Below are 445 nucleotides of genomic sequence, written 5' to 3' on the forward strand. Positions count from 1 at the left end.
GCAAGTTCGCATCCCGCGCCAGCCGCCAGCGTCCGTCGCCTTCCTTGCGCAGCAGCGTGAGCGTGTAGCCGGAGCGCCGCACCGGCTCGCCGCCCGGCGGCGTCGCCGTCATGTCGATGCGGTTGCGGATATAGGCCCAGTCGCCGAGCAGCTTGAGTTCGACGATCTCGCTCGAGCCATCGATCTTCTCGCCCATGCCTTTGAAGGCGGCAGCGAAGGCTGCCTTGCCGAACGGTTCCTTGGCGGGAACCATGAAGATGACGTCGTCGGTCATCAGCGAGAGCACGGTCTCCAGATCGCCTTGCGGCTTGCCGCCATCCAGGTCTCGACCACCTGCCGGATCGCGCTTTCGTCGTCGGTCATTGGGTTGTCTCCCTAATGCATCCGTGAGTAGGTGGTGCACCTGTTGCCAATGGCAATGAGCGCCTGCGGGGGGTGATGGCCG

The 445-nt window shown here is 64.9% G+C and carries 1 protein-coding gene; it reads right to left on the bottom strand.

The genetic code is table 11. The features are described from left to right. The coding region (locus tag EN808_RS35165) for an SgcJ/EcaC family oxidoreductase (RefSeq protein ID WP_245525203.1) at positions 1-274 on the bottom strand (274 nt) is incomplete at its 3' end. Positions 275-445 lie beyond the last annotated feature (171 nt).

The sequence above is a fragment of the Mesorhizobium sp. M8A.F.Ca.ET.165.01.1.1 genome (assembly GCF_004792065.1).
Lineage (GTDB): Bacteria > Pseudomonadota > Alphaproteobacteria > Rhizobiales > Rhizobiaceae > Mesorhizobium.